This is a genomic window from Bradyrhizobium sp. sBnM-33 (genome assembly GCF_032917945.1).
GTDB lineage: Bacteria > Pseudomonadota > Alphaproteobacteria > Rhizobiales > Xanthobacteraceae > Bradyrhizobium.
Map to the genome: position 1 here is coordinate 1,130,645 of NZ_CP136624.1, position 20,261 is coordinate 1,150,905.

20 protein-coding genes and 1 pseudogene are annotated in these 20,261 nt (G+C 62.5%); 14 read left to right on the forward strand and 7 right to left on the reverse strand.

Annotated elements, in window-relative coordinates; translation table 11 throughout:
• Positions 1 to 22: 22 nt before the first annotated feature.
• The gene (pyk, locus tag RX328_RS05315; protein WP_213253262.1) at positions 23 to 1,456 is read right to left on the reverse strand and encodes a pyruvate kinase; all 1,434 of its coding nucleotides are present in this window, start codon (positions 1,454 to 1,456) and stop codon (positions 23 to 25) included.
• Positions 1,453 to 2,037 (reverse strand): DUF1036 domain-containing protein, encoded by a 585-nt coding sequence (locus RX328_RS05320; RefSeq protein ID WP_213253263.1) that lies wholly within the window; start codon positions 2,035 to 2,037, stop codon positions 1,453 to 1,455. Before RX328_RS05320 ends, pyk begins: the two co-directional genes overlap by 4 nt.
• A 199-nt stretch (positions 2,038 to 2,236) precedes the next feature.
• On the opposite strand from RX328_RS05320, the gene RX328_RS05325 reads away from it, so the two are divergent.
• Both RX328_RS05325 and RX328_RS05330 read left to right on the forward strand, forming a co-directional pair.
• Entirely contained in the window at positions 2,237 to 2,539 is a 303-nt protein-coding gene (locus tag RX328_RS05325) for a DUF1244 domain-containing protein (protein WP_213253264.1), read from the forward strand.
• A 294-nt stretch (positions 2,540 to 2,833) separates the two neighbouring features.
• Positions 2,834 to 3,109 (forward strand): DUF2312 domain-containing protein, encoded by a 276-nt coding sequence (locus tag RX328_RS05330; RefSeq protein WP_213253265.1) that lies wholly within the window; start codon positions 2,834 to 2,836, stop codon positions 3,107 to 3,109.
• 135 nt (positions 3,110 to 3,244) lie between these two features.
• Here RX328_RS05330 and RX328_RS05335 read toward each other — a convergent pair whose 3' ends face one another.
• The 5 genes from RX328_RS05335 to RX328_RS05355 all read right to left on the reverse strand — a co-directional run bounded on the left by RX328_RS05335 (position 3,245) and on the right by RX328_RS05355 (position 10,347).
• Positions 3,245 to 4,861, reverse strand: coding sequence for a DUF882 domain-containing protein (locus RX328_RS05335; protein ID WP_312018057.1), 1,617 nt, complete (start codon positions 4,859 to 4,861; stop codon positions 3,245 to 3,247).
• A 267-nt stretch (positions 4,862 to 5,128) separates the two neighbouring features.
• Positions 5,129 to 7,276 carry a L,D-transpeptidase family protein gene (locus tag RX328_RS05340; RefSeq protein ID WP_213253267.1) on the reverse strand — a complete coding sequence of 716 codons (2,148 nt, stop codon included), beginning with the start codon at positions 7,274 to 7,276 and terminating at the stop codon, positions 5,129 to 5,131.
• Positions 7,277 to 7,642: 366 nt separating this feature from the next.
• The gene (locus RX328_RS05345; RefSeq protein ID WP_213253268.1) at positions 7,643 to 9,142 is read right to left on the reverse strand and encodes a sigma-54-dependent transcriptional regulator; all 1,500 of its coding nucleotides are present in this window, start codon (positions 9,140 to 9,142) and stop codon (positions 7,643 to 7,645) included.
• 101 nt (positions 9,143 to 9,243) lie between these two features.
• Positions 9,244 to 9,888 carry a TerC family protein gene (locus RX328_RS05350; RefSeq protein ID WP_213253269.1) on the reverse strand — a complete coding sequence of 215 codons (645 nt, stop codon included), beginning with the start codon at positions 9,886 to 9,888 and terminating at the stop codon, positions 9,244 to 9,246.
• 117 nt (positions 9,889 to 10,005) lie between these two features.
• Entirely contained in the window at positions 10,006 to 10,347 is a 342-nt protein-coding gene (locus tag RX328_RS05355) for a hypothetical protein (protein WP_317258621.1), read from the reverse strand.
• Between the two features lie 408 nt (positions 10,348 to 10,755).
• Between RX328_RS05355 and RX328_RS05360 the strand changes: the two genes are divergently transcribed.
• The 12 genes and pseudogenes from RX328_RS05360 to RX328_RS05415 all read left to right on the forward strand — a co-directional run bounded on the left by RX328_RS05360 (position 10,756) and on the right by RX328_RS05415 (position 20,134).
• Positions 10,756 to 11,109 (forward strand): hypothetical protein, encoded by a 354-nt coding sequence (locus RX328_RS05360; RefSeq protein ID WP_213253271.1) that lies wholly within the window; start codon positions 10,756 to 10,758, stop codon positions 11,107 to 11,109.
• Between the two features lie 168 nt (positions 11,110 to 11,277).
• Positions 11,278 to 13,104, forward strand: a complete 1,827-nt coding sequence (locus RX328_RS05365; RefSeq protein ID WP_249726691.1) for a M3 family oligoendopeptidase — start codon at positions 11,278 to 11,280, stop codon at positions 13,102 to 13,104.
• 102 nt (positions 13,105 to 13,206) lie between these two features.
• Positions 13,207 to 13,794, forward strand: coding sequence for an intradiol ring-cleavage dioxygenase (locus RX328_RS05370; protein ID WP_249726692.1), 588 nt, complete (start codon positions 13,207 to 13,209; stop codon positions 13,792 to 13,794).
• 142 nt (positions 13,795 to 13,936) lie between these two features.
• Positions 13,937 to 14,209: an AbrB/MazE/SpoVT family DNA-binding domain-containing protein gene (locus tag RX328_RS05375; protein ID WP_213253273.1), complete on the forward strand. Its 273-nt coding sequence runs from the start codon at positions 13,937 to 13,939 to the stop codon at positions 14,207 to 14,209.
• Positions 14,206 to 14,592: a type II toxin-antitoxin system death-on-curing family toxin gene (locus RX328_RS05380; RefSeq protein WP_213253274.1), complete on the forward strand. Its 387-nt coding sequence runs from the start codon at positions 14,206 to 14,208 to the stop codon at positions 14,590 to 14,592. Before RX328_RS05375 ends, RX328_RS05380 begins: the two co-directional genes overlap by 4 nt.
• An 84-nt stretch (positions 14,593 to 14,676) precedes the next feature.
• Complete coding sequence (locus RX328_RS05385; protein WP_213253275.1) at positions 14,677 to 14,829, forward strand: aa3-type cytochrome c oxidase subunit IV; 153 nt, start codon at positions 14,677 to 14,679, stop codon at positions 14,827 to 14,829.
• A 134-nt stretch (positions 14,830 to 14,963) separates the two neighbouring features.
• On the forward strand, positions 14,964 to 16,091 hold the full coding sequence (locus RX328_RS05390; RefSeq protein ID WP_213253276.1) for a Re/Si-specific NAD(P)(+) transhydrogenase subunit alpha: 1,128 nt from the start codon (positions 14,964 to 14,966) through the stop codon (positions 16,089 to 16,091).
• An 11-nt stretch (positions 16,092 to 16,102) separates the two neighbouring features.
• The gene (locus RX328_RS05395; protein WP_161850089.1) at positions 16,103 to 16,420 is read left to right on the forward strand and encodes a proton-translocating transhydrogenase family protein; all 318 of its coding nucleotides are present in this window, start codon (positions 16,103 to 16,105) and stop codon (positions 16,418 to 16,420) included.
• 47 nt (positions 16,421 to 16,467) lie between these two features.
• The gene (locus tag RX328_RS05400) at positions 16,468 to 17,865 is read left to right on the forward strand and encodes an NAD(P)(+) transhydrogenase (Re/Si-specific) subunit beta (protein WP_213253277.1); all 1,398 of its coding nucleotides are present in this window, start codon (positions 16,468 to 16,470) and stop codon (positions 17,863 to 17,865) included.
• An 18-nt stretch (positions 17,866 to 17,883) separates the two neighbouring features.
• Positions 17,884 to 18,741 (forward strand): alpha/beta hydrolase, encoded by an 858-nt coding sequence (locus RX328_RS05405; protein WP_213253278.1) that lies wholly within the window; start codon positions 17,884 to 17,886, stop codon positions 18,739 to 18,741.
• Positions 18,738 to 19,834: pseudogene (locus RX328_RS05410) on the forward strand (calcium:proton antiporter). The gene RX328_RS05405 and the pseudogene RX328_RS05410 overlap by 4 nt, the downstream one beginning before the upstream one ends.
• A 15-nt stretch (positions 19,835 to 19,849) precedes the next feature.
• Positions 19,850 to 20,134 carry a cupin domain-containing protein gene (locus RX328_RS05415; RefSeq protein WP_213253279.1) on the forward strand — a complete coding sequence of 95 codons (285 nt, stop codon included), beginning with the start codon at positions 19,850 to 19,852 and terminating at the stop codon, positions 20,132 to 20,134.
• The last annotated feature ends 127 nt before the right edge of the window (positions 20,135 to 20,261 follow it).

Consider the following 20,261-nt stretch of genomic DNA (forward strand, 5'->3'; position numbering starts at 1 on the left):
CCCCGGAATGACGGCTACGCCGTCACTTCGCCCCGCCCTCCGGCTCGACATTGGCGATCCGCACCATGTTGGTGGTGCCGGGGATGCGGAGCGGCACACCGGCGACGATGATCACGCGCTGGCCTGCCTTGGCGAAGCCGTCACGAAAGGCAATCGAGCCGGCGCGATCGACCATGTCGTCCTGGTCGTGGGCATCTTCCGCCACTACGCAATGCACGCCCCAGACGACAGACAATTTGCGGCCCGTCGCGAGATTTGGCGTGATCGCGACCACCGGCAGCTTCGGCCGCTCGCGCGCCACGCGGATCGCGGTGGAGCCTGATGAGGTCCAGCAGATGATCGCCGACAATTCCAGTGTCTCGGCGATTTGCCTAGCGGCGTCAGCAATAGCGTCGCCGACGGTATTTTCGGGTTCGGGCCGCTGCGCCGACAGTACCGCGCGATAGGTCGGATCGCGCTCCACTTCCTCGCCGATGCGGTTCATGGTCGAGACCGCCTCGACCGGGAATTTGCCGGCGGCCGACTCGGCCGACAGCATGATGGCGTCGGCACCTTCGTAAACCGCGGTCGCGACGTCGGAGACTTCGGCGCGCGTCGGCACCGGCGCCTGGATCATCGATTCCAGCATCTGGGTTGCGATCACCACCGGCTTGCCGGCGCGACGCGCCATCCGCGTCATCTGTTTCTGTAGGCTCGGCACCCGCTCCAGCGGCAGCTCGACGCCGAGGTCGCCGCGCGCGACCATCAGGGCGTCGGAAGCGTCGATGATCTCGGCCAGCCGGTCGATCGCCTGCGGCTTTTCGATCTTGGCCATGACAGCGGCGCGGCCGCGGATCATCCGCTTGGCTTCATGGACGTCCTCGGCGCGCTGCACGAAGGAGAGCGCGATCCAGTCGACACCGGTCACCAGGGCTGCTTCGAGATCGGCCCGATCCTTCGGCGTCATCGCCGACACCGGCAGGTCGGTATCGGGCAGGCTGACGCCCTTGCGGTCCGACATCTTGCCGCCGATCACCACGCGCGTTACCGCGCGTTCGGACGAGGTCTCCTCGGCGATCAGGCGCACCTTGCCGTCATCGAGCAGCAGCGCGTGGCCCGGCCGAAGTGCTGCGAGGATTTCCGGATGCGGCAACTGCACGCGGTTGTTGTCTCCCGGTGCCTTGTCGGAATCGAGTACAAAATTCTGGCCGTTCTTGAGCTGGGTCGAACCTTCGGTGAACGCACCGAGCCGCAGCTTCGGACCTTGCAGGTCGACGAGGATGCCGATCGGACGGCCGTAGCTGCTCTCGACATTGCGGATGGTATTGACCAGCTCGCGCATCTTATCGTGCGGCGTGTGGCTCATGTTGATGCGGAACACGTCCGCACCCGCCTCGAACAGCTTCCGGATCATCGCGCTGTCGGATGATGCCGGCCCGAGGGTCGCGAGAATCTTGATACGACGAAGCCGTCTCATTGCTTGGGCGCCGGGGCTGGCGGCAGACCCGGTCCGCCCGGCGGATTGGACAGGCCGGGAACCCCGCCCGGACCCCCCGGTCCCATTGTGCCTGGAATTCCCGGCACGCGCTGCGCGGGCTGCTCGTTGGCTTCGGTCAATTGCACGGTCCACGCTCGCTGTTCGCCTGTATCGACCTCGAAGAACCCGGTGCGGTCATAGCCGCGCGCCAGGCAGTTCTCGGTGCCCTTGATGGTGAATTCCTTATCACGCGAACACATGAAGGCCTGCCCCGACCATTCGCCGCCGCGGTCATAGTCAAGCGCGTAGATGTAATAATAGCGCGCAACAAGAGTTCCGCGCAGCAATGTCTCGCAACTGCGCGATGATACGTTCCACCAGCCTTCGGTGGTCCAGCCCTCCGCATCCTTGTAGCCCAGCGCAATGCCGACCCGGCTGGAAGTGTTGTTGCAGAGCCGGAAATCGGCCGCAGCCGAGCTGCTCCACAGGCACGCCACCGCCAGTGCAAGCAGCGGCGCAAGGCCGGCGGCGGTCACGCGAACGGGGAGGGGAGAAAAGCAGCGCGAATCTTTTCTGATCATGCAGCGAAGCTATATCAAATCATTGATGATTTCGCGTGACCCGGCGGGGCCTGTCAACGGCCGGGAACGCCTTTCCCGCGCTATGGGAAACCGGGACTCCCTTGTGAGACGCCAATTTTGCGCGCAGATATGGCAAAATCTGTGACAATTCCCACCTGATATCAATATGCTCGGCACATCTGACGCGGGATCCAAGACCATGACGATCGACGACAAAACCAGAACAGAACTGGAAGCCGCCGTTTTCCGGCGCCTGGTCGACCACCTGCGTGCCCGCACCGACGTCCAGAACATCGATCTGATGAATCTGGCGGGCTTCTGCCGCAACTGCCTGTCCAACTGGATGAAGGAAGAGGCCGACGCCAAGGGGGTCGCCGTCAGCAAGGACGAGAGCCGCGAGGCGGTCTACGGCATGCCCTATGAGGAGTGGAAGGCGAAATATCAGGGCACCGCCACGGCGGAGCAGCTAGCGGCGATGAAGAAGGTTCATCCCGGGCATTGAGTCCGGTTCTTACTCTCGCGTGGATGGCACCTAAGTTCTCCGTCATGCCCGGGCTTGTCCCGGGCATCCACGTCTTGGCAGCTTCGCAAGGAAGACGTGGATGGCCGGGTCAAGCCCGGCCATGACGTGGCAACAGAGTGCCCTCATCTCCTGTGGGCGCGCTGTGGATGAGCGCGATGCTGCCTTGACGCAACGCCCCCTGATCTTGAGGGTCATTTTGCAAAAGCGCCGTGCGGTAACGCGTGCGGCGCTTGATCTTTCAGCATCACCGTCAGTTCCATTCAGGAGTATCCGATGGCCACCTCCGCCGCTGCAGCCGTCCAAGACGAGCCCGCGACAAGATTCGCCAAAGACCAGCTCAAGGCCATCATCGAGCGCATCGAGCGTCTGGAAGAAGAGAAGAAGACGATCTCCGACGACATCCGTGACGTCTATGCCGAGGCCAAGGGCAATGGCTACGACACCAAGGCGCTGCGCACCATCGTGCGGATGCGCAAGCAGGACGCCAATGAGCGCGCCGAGCAGGAAACCATTTTGGAAACCTACATGCAGGCGCTCGGGATGCTGTGAGGGTTGAGCGCAGTACGTAGCCCGGATGGAGCGAAGCGAAATCCGGGGTCATCTCACACACGGTCCGACTAATCCCGGACTACGCTGCGCTCCATCCGGGCTACTGTCGTGTCGAGTGTGCGGAAACAGTGAACGTTAGCGCAGCGCGGCGGTGCGCAGCACGAACGACTGCGTCGGCAGTTGCGCGGTGGCCGATCCCGTGAAGCGGTCGCAGGCCATGCCCATCATTGGATCTTCCGAGAAGGTCATGGAGATCGCGGCCTGCGGCTTGACGAAATAGGCGCGCATCTGGGTCATCTCGGTGTCGCCGAGTACGGTCGTCGACATCGCGCTGCTGGCACTCGGCGCCAGCATCACTACCCGCATCCAGATATTGTTGCCCTGTGCGGCGGCAAGGCGGGTCGAGGTCGCGACCACGCTGTCGTGACCCTGGGTGCCTTTGGCGACTACGGTGTTGATTTCGGTCGATGCAGCACCGGCATAGCGCGCCGGACGGGCAGGACGCGGGATCGGCGCGGAGGCGGCGACGACGTTGGAGCGATCGACCGGCGAAGGAGCGGCCGGCGCATAGGCCATTGCCTTGTTGAAGGCGTCGCTGACGCTGGCGGTCGGCTGCGGATCGGTGGCCGCGGCGAGCGCCTGGCGGGCGCGCAGGGCCGCGACCTGGGCGGGGGTTGCCTGGTTCGGCGCCGTCGGTACATCGTCCCAGAAGCCGCGGGAATTGATGATATCGGCCGGCGTTTGCGGCTTCGGCTCGGCCTTGTCGGCGGACGCCTGCGCAACCTGCTTCGTCTCAGGCTTGGGCTCAGCTCTGGCTTTGGGCGCCGACACGATCTGGGCGTCGGCCGAGGCAAGCTGGATCGTCGCACCGATCGGCTTTGCGCGGGGGGTCGGGACCGGCTCGGCGGATTTCACAGCAGCCACGCTGGTCGGTGCAGGCTTCTCGTTCTTGACGGGCGCGCTGCCGCCCTCGTCATCCTCTTCGGTCGACTTGCCGCCCCTGAACAGGGCCGCGAACAGGTTCGGCAACTTGATAGTCGCGGCGTCGTTGCCGTTGCCGCGGCGTTCGATGTCGGCGCGGGCCAGTTCATAGCCCTTCATCGGACCGCCATTGGATGGCAGGTGCACCGTGCGTCCATCCGGGAATATCCTGGCCAATTGATCGTGGGTCATGCGCGGCCAGTGACGAACGCTGCCGGTATCGAGGTGGACGAAAGGCGATCCGGAGGTCGGGTAAAAGCCGACGCCGCCACGCTGCAAGCGGAGGCCTGCGGCGCGGATCTGCTCCAGCGGCACGTCCGGGATGTAGAAGTCCATGGCGTGGCCGAGCATGTGCTGGCTGAAACGCGCCACGCCGGAGGAGCGGCGGCGGAGCATGGAGTTGGTGGCGGGGGAGCGATAGGCGGAGATGACCTGGATCGGCTTCTTGCCGTCGACGTCGCGGTAGACTTCCCAGATGATATCGAACAGGTGCCGATCCATCGTGGTGGATTCCTGGCTGCGCCAGTCGCGAAGCAAGTGATTGAGTTTCTTCAGCGCCTCTTCGTCGTAGCGCCCGTCGCGCTTGAAGGTGACGGTGAGATCTTCGCCGGAATGGGTGTGGTGGAAGGAAAGGGTGCGGGTTTCGTTCAGCGCCGTCGCATCATGCACCGTGCCGGCGCCGGCCAGCAGCAAAAGCGACGTCAGGCCGATCCGATATCCGGCTTTTGGCAGAGCAAGCGGATTGAATTGGCGCGCGAAACCAGCCAGCACGTATGAGCCCACCCAGTCGACGAGCGTTCACGGTGTTCTTTTGCAGACCCCCGGCAAAAGACGGTGAACGCTTTCTTAAAGCAGGACGGTTAACCGAGGTTTACCGTCCTGCCCCCAAGCAAGCCTTAACCTAACGCGTGGACTGTGGCGAAAAAGCGCCCGGTGCCGAATCCGGGATGGATATTGGTTAACATAAACAATCTCTCCAGCGAGGAGAGATTGTTGATTTTGTTCCGAAATTCTGCCCTCGGGCCGTAGTGCTCCGGATTACCGGGTGAACCGCGGTTGCGGTCGCCGGCCGACCGGAGCCGGCGGCGTCATGGGTGACGGACCGCCGAACAGGCGCTCGAAGAATGACGGGCCGGAGGAAAAGGTGTTGTCACTGGCGAAGTTGACGCCGGCCGGCAAAGCATCCCTGGGGCGCGAATAATTCGGCTGGGCATGGGAGACCATGACCTCCAGGTCCCGATTGCGGTTGTTCTTGAGCAGCGCGATCATCGTGGCGTCGCGGCCATAGACGTCCTTGCGAAACTGCAACTTGCCGGCGTCATCCACGAACGCGGTCTGGTAGGCGATGTGTACCGGTATGGGAGTCGGGAATTTCAGGTCGATCTCGCTGCGGCCGTACATGCTGCGGATTCTTTCCGGCGTGTAGCGGTCGTTCGGCATAACGATGCCGAGCAGAGTCGCGGCGTATTGGTCCGGGTTCTGCACCCGCATGCAGCCATGGCTGAACGCACGCTCTTCCTTTGCGAACAGATGCTTGTCCGGGGTGTCGTGCTGATAGACCAGGAACTTGTTCGGGAAGTTGAAGCGGATACGCCCGAGCGCATTGGCTTCACCGGGCGGCTGCGAAATGTGGATGCTGCCGTCGCGGCGGCGCTCGAGCCTCAGACCCATGCGATCCAGCACGGTTGGGTCCTGCTGCAGGGCAGGCAGGTATTCGTTGTAGATGATCGACGGCGGCACGTTCCAGGTCGGGTTGACGGTGATGAACTTCATCGTCTCCGTCAGCATCGGCGTGGCGTGCTTGCCCGGCTTTCCGGTCACCACGCGCGTGGTCCACACCGGGGCCCCGTTCTGCATCACCTTCAGCGTGAAGTCGGGCACATTGAGAATGACATAGGCATTGCCGAGCGAGGCAGCGCCGAGTTGGCGCGGCAGCCAGCGCAGGCGCTCCAGATTAACGAGAACGATGTCGATCTGCCGGTCGCGCTTCGGGCTGTTGATGGCCTTGACGGTACGGTCGTCAAGCACGCCGGTCGGCTTCAGATCGACGCTCTCCTGGAATTTGCGCACGGCGGCGGCAACCTTGGCGTCATAATGCGTGCCGTCGGGATTCTCGGCAATGCCGAGCTTGGCGCGCAGTTGCGGCACGCGTGGGTCTTCCGGCGCGACCTCACTCTGCTTCTTGGTAGCCGCCTTGTACGCCAGCGCCGGACCTTCGGCGATGTGGATCATCGGTCCGTCGCCCTGGCCGCGCAGCTCGGCGAGCTTGGCTTTCAGATCTTTGTAGAGCTTGTGCGGCGGATTGTAGCCGTCGAGCGCCGCGGAAGCATCCTTGGCGGTCAAGATGTTGGCGAGCACTTCGGCCGGGTCGGTCGGGTGCTCGGGGTAAAGGATGTCGCCAGCGACCTGCGACCAGTGCATCCGGCCGCTCTGGGCCTGTCGCGCATAGTCGAGCATGCTCGCGGTCAGTTTCAGTTCGGCTTCGGCAAGCTGGTCCGGCGAAGTGGCGGCGGCAAAATCCGGTACCGGATAGTCGGCCGGATTGAGGCCCTCGGCGGCGGCGTCCCTCAGGCGGGCGATCACGCCCTTGCCGCTGTCGGTCAATTTGCCGGCTTGGGTCCATTGCGGCGCATAGTCCCGCGTCGAGTAGAACTTCTCGACGGCAGCGCGCTCGTTCTTGCGGTCGAAATAGCGCAGCGATCGGGCGCCGAGCATGTCGCGCAACCGGTCGGCGACCGGCTGGTCGGCCGGTGCGACGGTGCTGACTTTCACCGGCTCCTTGGCAGGTTCGGCGGCGGGCGCGGTAGCTGTCGCAGCTGGAGGTGTGGTTGTTGCGGCGTCGCTTGGATTGGCCGCGGGCGCGGTGACGTTCTCCGTCGGCTTGATATCCGTCTTGGGTTCAGCCGCTTTCGGGGCGGTCCCCGGTTCGGCCGGCTTCTCTGTGGCTTTGGCCGCATCGGGCACCGCGCCGGTCGAGTCCATCTTGAAATCCCCGATGGTCGGAGGCGGGACGTTGGCCGGTTCGGGACGGGGGACTGCTGCGTCGATCGCGAGCTCGGCAGCGCTGGTGCGCGGCGTCGTCGACTGGGCCGCCAGCGCTGAGGTCGCTGACACCGTGAGGAAGGTTGCCGCGACGGCCATCAGCACGCGGTCAAATCCTGCACGATTCATCGAACAGTCACGCATCGTCACACCCCCTTGGGCGAAACTGCCCCGTCATGGAACAGTCGTTGGCATCGTTCATAGCTTGCGCGGGAAAGCGCCGGCCTGGATCGGTTTCTCTGTCGTACGCCTGCACGCCACGATTCAACGCAGACGATACATGTGCCCCTTTCATGCAGCCAGCGCCATGCGGGACAACTCACGACAAACTGACCTCAAACTACCCGTTTGCATTCGAGTAGCGCGGTTTTGCCACGCTCCCCACCATTTGTCTGTCACCGCCAAGCCACGGTTCAAAAGCTTCCGAATGGTCGATGTCGTTGGTTCGCCACGATCTTTGCCATGCGGGCGCCATAATCGCGCGGGGCGACCGCTCGCTCAGTTCGCGCCTCAGTTTGCGTCCTGCGCGCCGCCTTCGGCCGAGCCGCTGGCGGCAGCTTCATCGAGCTTACGATAGAGTGTGGAACGACCGATCTTGAGCCGGCGCGCGACTTCCGACATCTGGCCGCGATAATGCGAGATCGCGAAACGGATGATTTCGTTTTCCATGTCTTCGAGCGGCCGCACCTCGCCGGTGGTGGTCAGCATCGAAAGGCTGCCGGCAGTGGCGAGGGGGGCAATTGGTATTTCGCTACCCGATACCATTGCAGGCGCCGTCGACGGCGCGACGACCAACGGTTCGCTGGGCGCTAACTGGCCGTCCGGCACGGCATGGCCAATAGCCTGCGGGAAATCAGACAGGCCGAGTTGATCGCTCTCGCTCATGACGACGGCGCGGTACACCGTGTTTTCGAGCTGGCGGATGTTGCCGGGCCAATCAAGCTGCGCGAGATGGGCTACGGCCTCGCCGTTGATGCCGGTGATGGTGCGGTTCTCCTCGGCGGCAAAACGCGCCAGGAAATGCCGCAACAGATGCGGGATGTCTTCGCGCCGCATCCGCAGCGGTGGGATGGTCACCGGCAGCACGTGCAGCCGGTAGAACAGGTCCTCGCGGAACGCGCCGCTCTTCACGAGGTCGAGCAGCTTGCGGTTGGTCGCGGAAATGATGCGGACGTCGACCTTCACCGGCTTGCGGCCCCCGACCGCCTCGACGGTTCCTTCCTGCAGCGCGCGCAAAAGCTTTACCTGCGCCGCGAGCGGGAGCTCGCCGACCTCGTCGAGAAACAACGTGCCGCCGGAAGCTTCGACGAACTTGCCCATGTGCCGTTCGGTGGCGCCGGTGAACGCGCCCTTCTCGTGACCGAACAGGATCGATTCCACGAGATTGTCGGGAATGGCGCCGCAATTGACAGCGACGAAGGGTTTTGCCTTGCGTTCACCGGAACCGTGAATGGCGCGAGCGAACAATTCCTTGCCAACGCCGGACTCGCCCTCGATCAGAACAGGAATGCTGGAAGCTGCCGCCTTCTGCGCGGTGCGCAGCACGGCTGCCATGGTTTCGCTGCGCGTGATGATGTCGGCAAAGGTCAGCCGTCCCTCGCGGCTATGACGGATGCGCTGCAGTTCGCCTTTGAGTGCCGAGGTGTTGAGCGCGTTGCGCAGCGACACCTGCAGCCGCTCGAAGCCAACCGGCTTGACCACGAAATCCTGCGCGCCGGCGCGCATCGCCGAAACCACGTTGTCGATGCCGCCATGCGCGGTCTGCACGACGACGGGGATGCTCAGGCCTGCTTCACGCATTTTTGCGAGCACGCCGAGCCCATCGAGGCCGGGCATGACGAGGTCGAGCACGACCGCGTCAATCGCCTGCGCATCCGGAGCCGTCAGCAAGGCCACGGCCGCATCGCCGCTGTCGACGACAAGGGGCTCATAGCCGCACTTCTGCACCATGTTCTCAACCAAACGGCGCTGCACGGCGTCGTCGTCGGCAATCAAAATGGTGGCAGCCATGGCTCTCCCCGCACGCTACTGTATTGTACCGAATCGGGGCAATTTCGCCGATGCCGATTAACGTTCTCTTAAACGTTGAAAACGGCCTTGTTGAGAAGCGGCTAGACGTTGAGGTGCGGCCACACCTCGAGCGCGCCGCGATAGCACATGTCGAGAGCCACATAGAGTATGATGGCGAGGCCGACATAGGCGATCCAGCGCTGCTTTTCCAATAGCCGCGCGATGAAGTTGGCGGCGAGCCCCATCAGCGCAATGGAAAGCGCCAAGCCGAAGATCAGAATCATCGGATGCTCGCGCGCTGCGCCCGCGACGGCGAGCACGTTGTCGAGCGACATCGACACGTCGGCGAGCGTGATCTGCCAGATCGCCTGGCCAAGCGTCTTTTGATGACCCGCTGGGGCTGGTGCCTCGACCGTCCCGGCAGCCGACAGATCATTCAATTTCGGCTCATGATGATGCGATGAACGCAACTCGCGCCACATCTTCCAGCAGACCCAAAGCAGGAGAATGCCGCCGGCGAGCAGCAATCCAATGATCTGCAGCAATTGGACGGTGATGGAGGCGAAGCCGATCCGCAGCGCCGTGGCGGCCAATATGCCTATCACGATCGCCTTCCTGCGCTGGGGATCGGGCAGTCCAGCGGCTGCAAGCCCGATGACGATCGCATTGTCGCCGGCGAGCACCAGATCGATCATCACGACCTGGAAAAACGCTGTCAGGGCTTCTGAGGAGATCATTTCAAGCATGCGGGCCACTCCGTGAATTGGTCCAATCCGACATCGCAGTTCGCTTGAACTGCCAGAGGGGCCCGGGCTTGGACGCGCGTAAAAAACGTCGCAGTCAAACTGCGCAGATTCTTCTCGTTACTCTGGTTGATGCGACAGGGTGAAAAGTTTGATCATCTGGTCCGGCTCGATCAGAACCGAGAGGACGACGCCGATGAACGTCAGGCTGCCGGCGAGCTCGAACGACATGATGCGGTAGCGATCGCGCCGGCAGAGCAGCGCGAAGCCCGCCGTCACAGCAGCAACCGCAAACAGCAGGGTGACGATCGCGGGCGCCAGCGCATCCGCCGGCACTACGTTCCGGATACCGAACGTCGCAATCAGCACCACGATCAGAATGCCGGCAAACAACTCCTTGCCACGAGCCGCAGGTGCTGGGTCATTCGTTCGGGCAATCTGACTGCAGTCCAAAAAGGCCATCGGAATCTTATTCGCGAGCTGAGATTGTGGTAGGGAACTTCACCGATCCCGGTATTCAGTTGACTAGTTTAGTAATCATGAAACGAGGAAAACAGCAAGGCGGTTTCGCTGAACGGCTGCCGGGCAAGGCTGTGCCGGAAGCCAAGCAGTTGCGGAAATTGGCCGGGGGATTGGCTGAAGTAGCGAAGGGCGGATGCCGAATTGTCGCAGGCGGACCCTCGCTGCTCGCCTCAGCCTGAAATATTACACGTTCATCTCACAGGTCGAAAACGGGTTGAGCCCCGTTCCAACTGAAATTATGGGGGCGTGGGCCAGCGAATTGGGTCTTGAACCGGCCGCCTTCGCGAGGCATCTGTTAAGGTATTACGAACCGGAATTGCACCGGCTGCTGTTCGGAGCGGAAAGCACATGAGCGTGGTTGCGTTCGAGCGCAAAGAGAATGCGGGCGAGTGGAGCGAGCGAGAGCTCAGCACCATTGTCGCGGCTCTGGATGCAGCGCTTACGCCGGGCACCGGACGCCAATGGGAAACCGGCATGACGGAGAAGCGCGATCCCCAGTTCTACCTGTTGGGACGGCTTCCGGATCAGGCTTGCGAGTTGTCCGTGTCGCGGATCGGCGGACGGTATATTCTCGAGGATGGATTGGGGCGGCTGCTCTTCGAGCACCGAAATCTCGATCTGGTCGTTCTGCACGCGCGCGGCAGTCCCGAGCACGTCGTGGCTTATGGTACGCGTGATCGTGTTGTGGTGCGCGATCCGTAGCGTGATGCACGAAAGGATCGAGCCGATGCTCACCGAAAGCGAGGAGTTGCTTGTCCAATTGGCACCGCAGCTTTCGGCTTTCGCCTGATCCCTCGCCCAGTTTCCTGATCACCTCTCAATTTTGAAAGTGTCATGAGCGCAAAACCTGCGACCTCCCGAGCCGTCAAGATGTCCCGTAAGCCCGCCAAGGGAAGCAAGGCGAGCGCAGCCAAAGCCAAAACCGGCAAATTGCCGGAATGGAACCTCGCCGATCTTTATTCCGGCATCGACGCGCCTGAAATCGCGCGCGACCTGCAGAAGATGGATACCGACTGCGTCGTGTTTGAAACAGACTACAAAGGCAAGCTGGCGGAAGGCCTCGCCCGCGACGACGGCGGTGTTTGGCTGGCGGAGGCGGTCAGGCGCTACGAGGCGATTGACGATTTGGCCGGCCGGCTCGGCTCCTATGCTGGCCTCGTTCATGCCGGCGACAGCGTCGATCCCGTGATTTCCAAATTCTACGGCGACGTCTCCGAGCGGCTGACGGCGGCCTCGCTGCACCTCTTGTTCTTCGCGCTCGAACTCAACCGCATCGAAGACGCCGTGATCGAACGCGCAATGCAGACACCTGAGCTCGGACATTACCGGCCGTGGATCGAGGATCTGCGCAAGGACAAGCCGTATCAGCTAGAGGATCGCGTCGAGCAGTTGTTTCACGAAAAATCCCAGAGCGGCTATGCCGCGTGGAATCGGCTGTTCGACCAGACCATCTCCGGCCTGCGTTTCAAGGTCGGGACCAAGGAGCTCGCGATCGAGCCGACGCTCAATCTGCTGCAGGACCGCGCGCCGGAAAAGCGCAAGGCCGCCGCGCAGGCGCTAGCGAAAACGTTCAAGGATAATGAGCGGACCTTTGCCCTCATCACCAACACGCTCGCCAAGGACAAGGAAATTTCCGATCGCTGGCGTGGTTTCCAGGACGTTGCGGATTCGCGCCACCTGAATAACCGCGTCGAACGCGAGGTCGTCGATGCGCTGGTCGGCTCGGTTCGCGCGGCCTATCCGCGGCTGTCGCACCGCTACTACAATCTGAAAGCTGGCTGGTTCAAAAAGAAGAAGCTGGCGCATTGGGACCGCAATGCGCCGCTGCCGTTCGCGGCGGCCGGCACGATCGCCTGGCCCGAGGCGCAGAAGATGGTGCTGACAGCCTATCGCGGCTTCTCCACCGAGATGGCGGCGATCGCGGAACGTTTCTTCACCGACCGCTGGATTGATGCGCCGGTGCGCCCGGGCAAGGTGCCGGGCGCGTTCTCACACCCGACCACGCCCTCCGCGCACCCTTACGTGCTTATGAACTACCAGGGCAAGCCGCGCGACGTGATGACGCTGGCGCATGAGCTCGGCCATGGCGTGCACCAGGTGCTGGCCGCGAAGAACGGCGCGCTGATGGCGCCGACGCCGCTCACGCTTGCCGAGACGGCAAGCGTGTTCGGCGAAATGCTCACCTTCAAGCGGCTATTGTCGCAGACCAAAAATGCCAAGCAGCGCCAGGCGCTGCTTGCCGGCAAGGTCGAGGACATGATCAATACCGTGGTGCGGCAGATCGCGTTCTATTCGTTCGAGCGCGCCTTGCACACCGAGCGCAAGAACGGCGAACTGACCGCCGAGCGCATCGGCCAGATCTGGCTCAGCGTGCAGGGTGAAAGCCTCGGGCCGGCCATCGACATCCGTCCGGGCTACGAGAATTTCTGGATGTACATTCCGCACTTCATCCATTCGCCGTTCTACGTCTACGCCTATGCGTTCGGCGATTGCCTGGTGAACTCGCTTTACGCGGTCTACGAGAACGCTTCCGAAGGCTTTGCCGAGCGCTATCTCGCCATGCTCGCAGCCGGCGGCACCAAGCATTATTCCGAACTGCTCAAGCCGTTCGGGCTCGATGCTGAGGATCCCAAATTCTGGGACGGCGGGCTGTCGGTCATCGCAGGCATGATCGACGAACTGGAAGCGATGGGCTGACGGGGGTTCGGCCGCTGGCGTAAAACGGATTTGTGATGGGCGCGGACACAATTTCAGCCATCGTCGCCGGCCATGATGGTGGCGACAGGAGGGGAGTGCCCCATGATCGAAACCCCGACAAGGCGCGCGGTGCTTGGAGCGGGAGTCTTCGCGGCCGGTTCCCTGCTCACGGTCGACGCCAGCATTGCTGAGGCCCCGCTTGCCCTTACGCCCGAATGCCATGACGGCGACGCCGTGACAGTGGCGCAGACCGAAGGGCCGTTCTTCAAGCCGTCCTCGCCCGAGCGCGTCGAGCTGATTGAAGAAGGCATGGCCGGACAGCCGATCGAACTGGTCGGCTTCGTTCTTACCCGCGCCTGCAAACCGATCGCCGGAGCCTTGCTGGATTTTTGGCAGGCCGACGACAAGGGCCGATATGACAATTCCGGTTTTCGCCTGCGCGGTCACCAGTTCTCGGATGCGGAAGGGCGCTACCGGTTGCGCAGCGTCGTGCCCGGCGCCTATGTCGGCCGTACACGCCATATCCACGTAAAAGTGCAGCCGCGCGGCGGCCGCGTGCTGACCACCCAGCTCTATTTCCCGGGCGAATCGCTTAACCGCACCGACGGTCTGTTTCGCAAGGACTTGCTGATGCGAACGACAAAGAACGCGGGGTGGCTGGCCGGGCGGTTCGATTTCGTGGTCGGCTAGGGGCGGGCGGCCCAGCCTCCGGCCGAGCGCGGGTCCTGAAGCGGACGGCCGAAACCGACCCCGACCAAACGTCGGGATGTAAAACATTTGTTGAACGGAACGGCGGGCAATGTTATACGTTTTGTATAACGGAGCTCGCGCCATGAACGAACAATCGAAAGTTGCGCCCGATCCGCGCGGCCAAGTGATCGGGACCGTCGAAATCAAAAAGATTGGTAACTCCTCGGGGATCATCCTGCCGAAGGATGTGCTTGCTCGGATGCATGTCAGTGTCGGCGATAAGCTCTACGCGACTCTCACGCCCGATGGCGGTTTTCGGCTAACCCCCCATGACCCGGATTTCGAGAAGGCGATGGAAGTCGCCCGGCGCGGCATGAAGCGCTATCACAACGCGTTGGCTGAGCTTGCCAAATGATCGAGCCGTTCTGGCTCACCCGCCAGATGATCGTTGCAATTCACGACGAGCAACTCACGATCCACGGCGGTGCAAGTGGATTGCGCGACGAGGGCATGCTTGAATCTGCACTCGATCGACCGAAAAACAGGTTGGCTTACGAGAAGGCTGAACTGGCTGAGTTCGCTGCAGCATATGCGTTCGGCATCGCACGCAATCATCCGTTCGTTGACGGCAACAAGCGAACGTCGTTGCTGGCGCTCTACACCTTTCTGGGCGTCAACGGCATCGACTTCATTGTGCCCGAAGCGGAGGCGGCTGCCATCATCCTCTCCCTCGCCGCGGGCGAGGTCAGCGAAGAAAGCCTGGCCCGCTGGATCCGGGACAATTGGCCTTCCGAATGACCCGATAGGCAAGGGGGCCGTTGCCCTCCCAAACGCTTTGCGGTAATTGCACGCGAGAAACGCGGATTTTGACTGGGGATACCGATGGCAGACCATAACGAAGTGGCGTACACGACCGCTGAGGGCAACGACTATGCGGCCCATGAGCAGACCTATGAAGGGTTCATCATGCTGGTCAAATACGGCACCATCGCCGTGGTAATCATTGTCGCCCTGATGGGCTATTTCCTGACCTGACGCGTCGCTGACTGCACCGCCGGCCCCGGCGGTGGCCAGAAAATTCGCACGCATGCCGGTTGTGAAACCGGTATCCAACTAAGCGAAAAAGACGCTAGTTTGCTTGCGCGCGCCCGCCGCGCCGGGGAGGCCTCATGAAAATTGCCGTTGCCAAGGAAATCGATCCGTCCGAACCGCGGGTTGCCGCTTCCCCGGACACCGTCAAGAAATTCAAGGCGTTGGGCGCCGAAGTCGCGATCGAACCGGGCGCGGGCATCAAGTCGGGCCTGCCGGATTCCGAATTCACCGCCGTCGGCGCCACCGTCAGCGCGGACGCGTTGAAGGACGCCGACATCATCATCAAGGTGAAGCGGCCCGAGGCCAGCGAACTTGCGAAGTACAAGCGCGGCGCGCTCGTGATCGCCATCATGGACCCTTACGGCAATGAAGCGGCGCTGAAGACGATCGCCGAGGCCGGCGTCTCGGCGTTTGCGATGGAGTTGATGCCGCGCATTACGCGCGCGCAAGTCATGGACGTGCTGTCTTCGCAGGCGAATCTCGCCGGCTATCGCGCGGTGATCGAGGCGGCCGAGTCCTTTGGCCGCGCGTTCCCGATGATGATGACGGCGGCCGGCACCGTGCCCGCAGCCAAGGTGTTTGTGATGGGCGTCGGCGTTGCCGGCCTGCAGGCAATTGCGACCGCGCGCCGGCTCGGTGCCGTCGTTACTGCAACCGACGTGCGTCCGGCCACGAAAGAGCAGGTTGAATCGCTCGGCGCCAAATTCCTCGCGGTCGAGGACGAGGAATTCAAGAACGCCCAGACCGCCGGTGGCTACGCCAAGGAAATGTCGAAAGAATATCAGGCAAAGCAGGCCGCACTCACCGCCGAGCACGTCAAGAAGCAGGACATCGTGATCACGACCGCGCTGATCCCGGGCCGCCCCGCGCCAATGCTCGTCAGCGCCGAGATGGTCAAATCGATGAAGCCTGGTTCAGTGCTGGTCGATCTCGCCGTCGAGCGCGGCGGCAACGTCGAAGGCGCGAAGGCGGGCGAGGTCGTAGATGTCGATGGCATCAAGATCGTCGGCTACACCAATGTCGCCGGCCGCGTGGCGCAATCGGCCTCGAGCCTTTACGCCCGCAACCTGTTCTCGTTCATCGAGACGCTGGTCGACAAGGCGAACAAGGCGCTCGCGGTCAATTGGGAAGACGAACTGGTGAAAGCCACCGCACTGACCAAGGATGGCTCCGTCATCCATCCGAACTTCCAGCCGAAAGCCTAAGGAGAGAAGCCATGGAGCATGTCGCCCAAGTCGTCGACCCCTTCGTATTTCGGCTATCGATTTTCGTCCTCGCCGTCTTCGTCGGCTACTTCGTGGTCTGGTCGGTGACGCCGGCGCTGCATACGCCTTTGATGTCGGTGACGAATGCGATCTCCTCCGTGATCGTAGTCGGTGCGCTGCTCGCGGTCGGCGTGCCGATGATCTCGAGCGGCAGCGGCTGGGCACGCGGCTTCGGCTTCGTCGCGCTGATCTTTGCCTGCGTGAATATCTTCGGCGGCTTCCTTGTCACCCAGCGCATGCTGGCGATGTACAAGAAGAAGGCCAAGTGAAATGACGGCGTGCACCTCGCGGGTGACGAAGACAATGGGGACCTGAGATGAACGCCAATCTGGCTGCACTGCTGTATCTCGTGGCGGGCGTGCTCTTCATCCTGTCGCTGCGCGGACTGTCCAGCCCCGCGACGTCACGCCAGGGCAATCTGTTCGGCATGATCGGCATGGCGATCGCGATCGGCACGACGCTCGCGAGCCATCCGCCGGCTGACGGCGTGGCTTGGCTACTGGTCGTGCTCGGCATCGCCATCGGCGGCGGCATCGGCGCTGTCATCGCGCGGCGGGTGCCGATGACGTCAATGCCGGAGCTGGTCGCGGCCTTCCACTCGCTGGTCGGTATGGCCGCTGTGCTGGTCGCCGCCGGTGCGTTCTACGCGCCCGAAGCCTTCGACATCGGCAAGCCTGGCGCCATTCATGCCTCGAGCCTGATCGAGATGTCGCTCGGCGTCGCCATCGGCGCGCTGACCTTCACCGGCTCCGTGATCGCGTTCCTGAAGCTTTCCGCGCGCATGAGCGGTGCGCCGATCATCCTGCCCGGCCGGCACATCATCAACATCGCGCTCGCGCTGGCGCTGGTGTTCTTCATTTTCGGACTGGTGCGATCCGGCAGCGCGCTCGATTTCTGGCTGATCACCATCATCGCGCTGGTGCTGGGCGTGCTCATGATCATCCCGATTGGCGGCGCCGACATGCCGGTCGTGATCTCGATGCTGAACTCCTATTCGGGGTGGGCTGCGGCCGGCATCGGATTTACGCTCGGCAATTCGGCGCTGATCATCACCGGCGCGCTGGTCGGCTCCTCGGGCGCCATCCTGTCTTACATCATGTGCCACGCGATGAATCGCTCGTTCATCTCGGTTATCCTCGGCGGTTTCGGCGGCGAGACCGCGGCCGCGGGCGGCGGCTCTGGCGAGCAGAAGCCGGCAAAGCTCGGCTCGGCCGACGACGCCGCCTTCATCATGAAGAACGCCTCCAAGGTCATCATCGTCCCCGGCTACGGCATGGCGGTGGCGCAGGCCCAGCACGCGCTGCGCGAAATGGCCGACATGCTCAAGAAGGAAGGCGTTGAGGTGAAGTACGCGATTCACCCGGTCGCGGGCCGCATGCCCGGCCACATGAACGTGCTGCTCGCCGAAGCCAACGTGCCCTATGACGAGGTGTTCGAGCTCGAGGACATCAACTCCGAATTCGCCCAGGCTGATATCGCCTTCGTGATCGGCGCCAACGACGTCACCAACCCGGCCGCGGAAGAAGACAAGACCTCGCCGATCTACGGCATGCCGGTGCTGCAGGTCTGGAAGGCCGGTACCGTGATGTTCATCAAGCGCTCGCTGGCATCGGGCTATGCCGGCATCGACAATCCGCTATTCTACCGCGACAACACCATGATGCTCCTTGGTGACGCCAAGAAGGTCACCGAGAACATCGTCAAGGGGATGTAACGCGATCGCAGGAAGTTCATGACCGGGCTGAAATGGCTGCTCATCATCGTTTCGGCGGGTTATATCTGTGGTCTGCTCGCGCTGTTCTTCGCGCAGCGCGCCGTGCTGTTTCCTGTCCCGACGGGCGTGCGCACGTCGCCGCAAGCAGCCGGCTTCCCGGAAGCTGAAGAACATATCCTCGTCACGGCCGACGGCGAGAAGGTCATCGTCTGGCATGTTCCGGCCAAACCTGGACGTCCGGTCGTCCTTTATTTCCACGGCAATGGCGATTTTCTCGCCGGCTTCTTCGGCCGCTTTCGCGGCTTGATCGCCGACGGGATAGGGATCGTCGCGTTGTCCTATCGTGGCTATGCCGGTTCGAGCGGGCGACCGAGCGAGCAGGGATTGCTGCAGGACGCCGCGGCGGCCTATGCCTTCACGGCAGCGCGATACAGCCCGGACAAAATCGTTGCATGGGGAGTCTCGCTTGGCACCGGCGTTGCAGTGGTGCTGGCAGGCGAACAGCCGGTCGGAAAGCTGATCCTGGAATCGCCTTATACTTCCATTGTGGACGTCGCCGCGTCGGCGTTCTGGTTCGCGCCGGTGCGGCTATTCATGCGTGATCGGTTTCACTCCGACCAGCACATCGCGCGGATCAGGGTTCCGCTGCTTGTGATGCATGGCGCGCTCGATCCCACGATACCCGTTGCTTTTGGCGAACGGCTGTTCGCGCTGGCGAACGAGCCGAAACGGTTTGTCCGCCTCGCCCGGGGAGGTCACAACGATCTGGACAATTTCGGCGCGATTGAAATCGCGCGGAATTTCATCAATCTTGCGAAGGGGTGGTCGCTGCATGGACGGGCCTATCTTCCGTCCACGAACCGGTTGGGAACATGAGCGCACATGGACCGATGCCACGATCGGCCTGGATATTCCCGGCGCTGGCGATGCTGCTGTTTGCCGCGGCCACCGGCTTCGGGCTCAACTTTACGCCGTCAGTTGGCGGGTTTTTGTTCGCGGCCGCTCTGCTGGCGATCCTGTTCGGCACCGTGTTCGCAGCCGTGCATCATGCCGAGGTGATCGCCGAGCGAATCGGCGAACCCTACGGCACGCTGCTGTTGACGCTTGCCGTCACCGTCATCGAGGTCGCGCTGATTGCGACCATCATGCTCGGCGAAAAGCCGCAGCCGGCGCTGGCGCGCGACACCGTGTTTGCGGTGGTGATGATCGTGTGCAACGGCCTCGTGGGCCTGTGTATCTTCATCGGGGGCCTGCGTTACCGCGAGCAGGATTTCCAGGTCTCCGGTGCCAACCTTTATCTTAGCGTGCTGTTCGTGCTGTCGACGATTACGCTAATCATGCCCAATTATACGCTGACGGCGCCGGGGCCGATCTATTCGGCGGCGCAGCTTGGCTTTGTGGACCTGGTCACGCTCATGCTCTACGGCGTGTTCCTTTATACCCAGACGATCCGGCACAGTGATTATTTCATCAAGGAAGGCGGCGGTGCTGCCACCAAAACCTCATCCCTGTCGAACCGGATGCTGGCGCTCAGCGTCGCGCTGCTGCTTATCTCCCTACTCGCCGTGGTGCTTCTGGCGAAGAAATTTTCGGTGGTGGTCGACGTCGTGACCGCGATGATCGGCGCCCACCGGCGTTCGCCGGCGTGCTGGTCGCGATCCTCATCCTGCTCCCGGAGGGGGTCACCGCTATCGCAGCTGCGCGCAACAACGATCTGCAGAAGAGCATCAATCTCGCGCTCGGATCATCGCTGGCGACCATCGGGCTAACTATTCCCGCCGTCGGCCTGGCCACCTACGTGCTCGACAAGGAACTTGTGCTCGGGCTCAACGGTCAGGGCATGGTGTTGCTGTTGCTCACGTTCTTCCTGAGCATTCTCACCTTCGGCACCGGCCGCACCAACATCCTGTTCGGACTGCTGCATATGGTGGTGTTTGCTGTGTTCGTGTTTATGGTGTTCGTGCCGTAATCGGAGAAGAATGAAATGCTTGCCGCCAAATCCGACATTCAGGTCGACACATCAGAAGTCCGCGTCACCGAATGGCGGCTGGCGCCCGGCAGTGCCACCGGACATCACACCCATGAAATGGACTATGTGATCGTGCCGGTGACCTCGGGTGAAATGACGATTGTGGCGCCGAACGGCGAACGCACCAAGGCGCAGCTCGCGGCCGGCAAGTCCTATTTCCGGAAAGCCGGCGTCCAGCACGACGTGCTGAACGAGTCGGCAAGCGAGATTGTGTTTCTGGAGGTCGAGCTGAAGCCCTGACCCTCCCTAGGGTTCCACCTTGATTGCGGTGCCGCGCCGATGGGGAACCGTAGCAGTTGGGCGGGCGTCGCTGCACCTGCACAGGAACTGCTGAATTGCCATCGATCCGTCGCACTTGATCCCTCAA

Bases quoted from the DNA above. Each gene is read 5' to 3' on its own strand.
- pyk (WP_213253262.1), bottom strand. From the start codon at position 1,456: ATGAGACGGCTTCGTCGTATCAAGATTCTCGCGACCCTCGGGCCGGCA.
- RX328_RS05320 (WP_213253263.1), bottom strand. From the start codon at position 2,037: ATGATCAGAAAAGATTCGCGCTGCTTTTCTCCCCTCCCCGTTCGCGTG.
- RX328_RS05325 (WP_213253264.1), top strand. From the start codon at position 2,237: ATGACGATCGACGACAAAACCAGAACAGAACTGGAAGCCGCCGTTTTC.
- RX328_RS05330 (WP_213253265.1), top strand. From the start codon at position 2,834: ATGGCCACCTCCGCCGCTGCAGCCGTCCAAGACGAGCCCGCGACAAGA.
- RX328_RS05340 (WP_213253267.1), bottom strand. From the start codon at position 7,276: ATGCGTGACTGTTCGATGAATCGTGCAGGATTTGACCGCGTGCTGATG.
- RX328_RS05345 (WP_213253268.1), bottom strand. From the start codon at position 9,142: ATGGCTGCCACCATTTTGATTGCCGACGACGACGCCGTGCAGCGCCGT.
- RX328_RS05350 (WP_213253269.1), bottom strand. From the start codon at position 9,888: ATGCTTGAAATGATCTCCTCAGAAGCCCTGACAGCGTTTTTCCAGGTC.
- RX328_RS05355 (WP_317258621.1), bottom strand. From the start codon at position 10,347: ATGGCCTTTTTGGACTGCAGTCAGATTGCCCGAACGAATGACCCAGCA.
- RX328_RS05360 (WP_213253271.1), top strand. From the start codon at position 10,756: ATGAGCGTGGTTGCGTTCGAGCGCAAAGAGAATGCGGGCGAGTGGAGC.
- RX328_RS05365 (WP_249726691.1), top strand. From the start codon at position 11,278: ATGTCCCGTAAGCCCGCCAAGGGAAGCAAGGCGAGCGCAGCCAAAGCC.
- RX328_RS05370 (WP_249726692.1), top strand. From the start codon at position 13,207: ATGATCGAAACCCCGACAAGGCGCGCGGTGCTTGGAGCGGGAGTCTTC.
- RX328_RS05375 (WP_213253273.1), top strand. From the start codon at position 13,937: ATGAACGAACAATCGAAAGTTGCGCCCGATCCGCGCGGCCAAGTGATC.
- RX328_RS05380 (WP_213253274.1), top strand. From the start codon at position 14,206: ATGATCGAGCCGTTCTGGCTCACCCGCCAGATGATCGTTGCAATTCAC.
- RX328_RS05385 (WP_213253275.1), top strand. From the start codon at position 14,677: ATGGCAGACCATAACGAAGTGGCGTACACGACCGCTGAGGGCAACGAC.
- RX328_RS05390 (WP_213253276.1), top strand. From the start codon at position 14,964: ATGAAAATTGCCGTTGCCAAGGAAATCGATCCGTCCGAACCGCGGGTT.
- RX328_RS05395 (WP_161850089.1), top strand. From the start codon at position 16,103: ATGGAGCATGTCGCCCAAGTCGTCGACCCCTTCGTATTTCGGCTATCG.
- RX328_RS05400 (WP_213253277.1), top strand. From the start codon at position 16,468: ATGAACGCCAATCTGGCTGCACTGCTGTATCTCGTGGCGGGCGTGCTC.
- RX328_RS05405 (WP_213253278.1), top strand. From the start codon at position 17,884: ATGACCGGGCTGAAATGGCTGCTCATCATCGTTTCGGCGGGTTATATC.
- RX328_RS05415 (WP_213253279.1), top strand. From the start codon at position 19,850: ATGCTTGCCGCCAAATCCGACATTCAGGTCGACACATCAGAAGTCCGC.